The organism is uncultured Maribacter sp. (assembly GCF_947500405.1).
In the GTDB taxonomy this organism is placed as follows: domain Bacteria; phylum Bacteroidota; class Bacteroidia; order Flavobacteriales; family Flavobacteriaceae; genus Maribacter_B.
In genome coordinates this window covers 1-4528 of the sequence record NZ_CANMRY010000020.1, presented here as the reverse complement: position 1 = coordinate 4528, position 4528 = coordinate 1, and the positions used below count along the sequence as shown (strand labels likewise).

Annotated in this window: 5 protein-coding genes; all 5 read left to right on the top strand. The window is 29.7% G+C overall.

From position 1 onward, the window contains the following. The first annotated feature begins 182 nt into the window (after positions 1 to 182). The 5 genes from Q0945_RS15620 (at position 183) to Q0945_RS15600 (ending at position 4258) form a co-directional block, all read left to right on the top strand. A complete protein-coding gene (locus Q0945_RS15620) occupies positions 183 to 758 on the top strand; it encodes a DUF4303 domain-containing protein (RefSeq protein ID WP_299436469.1) in 576 nt (191 codons plus the stop codon). A gap of 373 nt (positions 759 to 1131) precedes the next feature. Further along, entirely contained in the window at positions 1132 to 1548 is a 417-nt protein-coding gene (locus tag Q0945_RS15615; protein ID WP_299436466.1) for a hypothetical protein, read from the top strand. 241 nt (positions 1549 to 1789) lie between these two features. Next, the gene (locus Q0945_RS15610; RefSeq protein WP_299436463.1) at positions 1790 to 2290 is read left to right on the top strand and encodes a hypothetical protein; all 501 of its coding nucleotides are present in this window, start codon (positions 1790 to 1792) and stop codon (positions 2288 to 2290) included. 658 nt (positions 2291 to 2948) lie between these two features. Next, positions 2949 to 3440, top strand: a complete 492-nt coding sequence (locus Q0945_RS15605) for a hypothetical protein (RefSeq protein WP_299436460.1) — start codon at positions 2949 to 2951, stop codon at positions 3438 to 3440. Then, a complete protein-coding gene (locus tag Q0945_RS15600; protein WP_299436457.1) occupies positions 3440 to 4258 on the top strand; it encodes a hypothetical protein in 819 nt (272 codons plus the stop codon). Before Q0945_RS15605 ends, Q0945_RS15600 begins: the two co-directional genes overlap by 1 nt. Positions 4259 to 4528: the final 270 nt, after the last annotated feature.

Here is a 4528-nt window from a genome sequence, read left to right as displayed (position 1 = left end):
TAGTTTGCGGAATTGAAAACCACAAAAAGTAACAATGGCTATATTTCAAACTGGGCTAAGCGCTTTTTCTATGTAAAGTAATAATTTTAAAAATATATCTTTGGCTGACTGGTTAGCGTATAACTTCCCAGTCCGAAATCATAGCCGAGACGTTGTAACCAATTTAAAAAAATATAATCGACTTGAAATTAGATTGGAGTAAAATTGAAAAGGAATTAGATTTTGAAGAGTCGCTTTATAACGCAACTACAGAATCTATTACTGAATTTATTAGTCTGAATCAAACACAAGAAACATTCTATGCCTTCGCCTTTGATTATGGAATTGACCATAACCATTTTGGATTGTGTTTTAATACAATTGAACATTACAATAATTTAATTTCTAACAATGGAAAAGTTAACAGCGATGAAGCCTTTGAACTGAAATTCAACACAGGAAATTGGAAATATCAATTCTTCAACTCGGAAAATTTCCCCACTGTTAAAAATATCTGGAATTTAATAGTTGGAGAAAAAATAGCACACCTCTATAAAACATTTGAAGAGATTGAATTAAATGAATCACTTAGCGAAGAAACTATAACAAAGACTATTGAATATTTAAGTAACGATTACGAAAACTCTTTAAAAAACGTTATCCAAAGAATAAAAAATAATATCAACTTTACAGGATTAAAAAAAGTAGACGACTTTAATATTTATTACATAGAATTTTATGACGGAATACTTGATATTCGTGATAGAATTATGAATTAAACTTAAACTATGTAAAGACAAAATAGTTAGATTTTTTTTCTCGCATATAATTTAACATGTTTGCGACTGAATGTAAAAAACTGGTTACAACAAAACCTATAATTAATGCGGGTTTGAGTGTTTAATCAAAAGGCTTGTGTATATTTATGGTGTCGCCAAATCTAATGGATTTGTCTTTTGAAAAACAAAAATAAAAAACAAACAAAAAGCTTCAGCTTAGCGCGAAGTCGGAAACCTCACAGTTTCCTTGGATCCGCACTAATCATAGCTTAGGCGTTGTAAGCAAGCTTGAAAAAATATAGAAATGTTCAAATTATTCAAAAAAACCAAAAAAATTGAGTCGAAAATCCCTCGGCGAATACCTATAATGCGAATGGAAGAATATCATACTCATTATTTAGGAAAAGCGGCTGATGGAAAATTATTCTTTGGGAGCGTAACTTTTGCATATAAAAAACCAATAAGAGAATTAGCTCCTGAAGAAAGAGAAAAAAATCGAATAGAGCTTGCAATTCTATATTTGTTTGATAAAAACGGTAAATTTTCTGATTACAAATATTGGTCCACAGAAAAGGAAACCGAGAGACAAAGTGTTTGGGAAAAGATGAGTGAATTAGTAACGGAATTGGGACAAGTTACATACGGAAATATTGAAGTTGAAACTTTTGAGATAGATATTAATGGAATAAAATGTGGATTGATTCCTAATGAAGAATCGGTTAGTATTGATTTATATCCAAGCAATACTATTTCTTTTCAAAAGCCTTGGGATGGAGAATATTATACTTAACAGAACGCAAAAAGCCAGCTTACAACACAACCTATAAACAATACGGCCTTCGGGTTCAAACGAATGGTTTGCGTATTTTTATAAAGTCCGCAAAATCTTTGGGATTTTGCTCTGGAAAGGAAAAAATAAATCAAAACCAATAGATTTCGCTATGTGCGTGGCGGAAAGCAAACGCTAGTTTGCCCCCGTACTGTTCATAGCTCAACCGTTGTAACACATCAAAATAGATAGACGTATTAAAATGAATAAAATTAGTAGATTTATGAGGTTTTTAATTTTAATTATTTTAATAATATCCATTCCGACTATCTACTTCAGTAACAAAAGTAGGGAAAAAGATACGAGACAATATAAAGTTGACTTTATGAATTATTTGAAGGCCGAAAAATTCTATTTTACAGGGAAAATAATCTATACCAAACTTATTGATCACGGAGGTGGGTTTATTTGTCTGGATCAAATTACTACGAATAAACCGAGCGGTTATGAATTGAAACTTGATAAAAATTATGCGGTAATCGTTAATGATAATAAGACAATTAAATTCATTGGTCATCTTTATTTTAATTATAACTATAATGAAAAATCTGATAAATTAAAATTGGGTGATTCTATTTCATTTAACTTTGACAATAATGGAAGAATTAAAGCTTATAGAGATAAGGAATTGCTTTATGACCAATCTGCATTTATTTATAAAGTGCAATGGTGTAATAGGATTTTAAACTATAAATGTCAATAATAGAATTTTTTAATTTTCATTAAATAAAAACGTGTTACAACACCGTGTATAATTAATTGCGGCTGAATTTCCTCACCGAAAATTCACTCAAATTAATTAACTTAGTACCACAGCAGAAAATCATAGCCGATTTCCTGCAACTAATCATACACAAACCGTTACTTTTAATGGTACGACATCAAAATTTCGGTAATATTAAAATTCTCGTGGCTGACTTTTTAAATAAAAAATAATTCACTCAGACGGAATGCTCACTCAGGTGTGAATTGAAAAAAATAAAACTTACTCAGGCGCGAATTTTATCACTCAGACGGAATGCTTACTCAAGACCGAATTGAATGACTTTAAAATTAAAAAAACTCACTCAGACGGACTTTTTACTCGGTCGGATTTCCTTTGTATGAAATTTTATAGGTAAATTGTAAACCCATAGTTTAAGTTGAAAATTTAGAAGATTGAATTTTCAAAACGCAGTGTTTGAATTTATAGCGTGCTGAATTGAAAAACCACTAAAAGTAACAATGGCTATATTTCAAACTGGGCTAAGCGCTTTTTCTATGTAAATTAATAATTTTAAAATATATCTCTGGCTGACTGGTTAGCGCATGCTTTCCCAGTCCGAAATCATAGCCGGGAACGTTACCACCAATTGCCAAAAATGACAGAAGAACAAAATAAATTATGGAATAAAATTCAAAATTTTGAAATTGACGACATAGATTCTTCTTTTACATTTACAGATAGATTGGCAAGAGAAAATGATTGGTCAATAGAATATTCGCTGAGAACAATATTGGAATACAAAAAATTTATTTTTCTGATTACTATTTCAGATTTCCCTCAAACACCTTCAGACCAAATTGACCAAGTCTGGCATCTTCATTTACTTTACACGGAATCATATTGGATTGAACTTTGTAAAAACACAATAAATAAAAATATTCATCACGGACCAACAAAAGGCTCAGAGGAAAGAACTTTATTTAAAGAACAATATTCAAAAACACTTGATTTTTACGAATCAATATTTAATGAAAAACCACCAAGTGACATTTGGGTTGATATTGATACAAGATTTAACGAGATTCACTTTACAAGAGTTAATAGAAAGAGAAATTGGATAATACCTAAACTACGATTTAAAAAGTAATGAAAATACTATCTCAAATAACACCTGCAGAAACAATGCTAATTAAAGATTGTTCCTATGTAAAATTGAAAGATTTAATGAAGTTTACTTTTATGGATTTACTTCTAAAGAAAGTAATTGAAATTAAAGAAATTGATAAAAAATCTCATCCTAGAGACAACTACATTAGAACTTATACATATGTAATTTCAGGTAAAAACTTTAATAAATACCAGCCAAAAAATCACGAATTAATTTATTTGAGTCCATTTATTAAAAGTCCTTCAATTCAAATACTATTTAAGAACTTTATAAAAATGGCTTACGATACTTCAAACGGAAGCTGGAATTTTAAAAAATCGACAAGAAGTAATCGAGAAATCACCCCTTATTTTAAGCAATCATTCTTATTAAATTTATTTAGGTTAAATAAACTAACTGACAACGGAAACAAACTAAGGAGAGAAATATCAAACTATTTAAATGAGATTGATAAAAGTATAGACCATCTGCTTCATAATGATAAGAAGAAAGGATTAGAGTTATTATTGAGAATTGGAGGAAATATTTTCTTATTAAAAAACTTAGATTTTCAACTTTTAAAAACAATCGATAAAGAATTACTAAATCAACAAAAAGTTTTACATAGTGATACTTATGATTCTGACAGTGATTGGTGGTTATATGTTGACTTTTTTGAAGACGATTATATGTTTGATTCATATTTTGATAGCTTTGATGACACTTTAGATTCATTTGATTCTGAATTTGACGCATCTGGTTGCTCTTCTTGTGATAGTGGATGTAGTAGTTGCGGTGGTTGTGGCGGATGTGATTAAAAACTGGTGGTAACAACGTGTATAAAACATAGCTATTAAAGGCTTTCCGAGAGGTTTTTGTATATTTACAAAATACGCCAAATTTTTTATTTGGTTATATTTAGAAAAGAAATTTAAACATAAAATAAAAAATTCGGCTCGTGCTAAATCCGAAAAGTTAGCGTCTATTTATACGCTACATTTCATACACAAGACCGTTACCCTTAATGGCTGACCTGAAAAATTCTGACTAAATTTAATATTCTAAAAAAGATTCGTGTGTCTGAATTT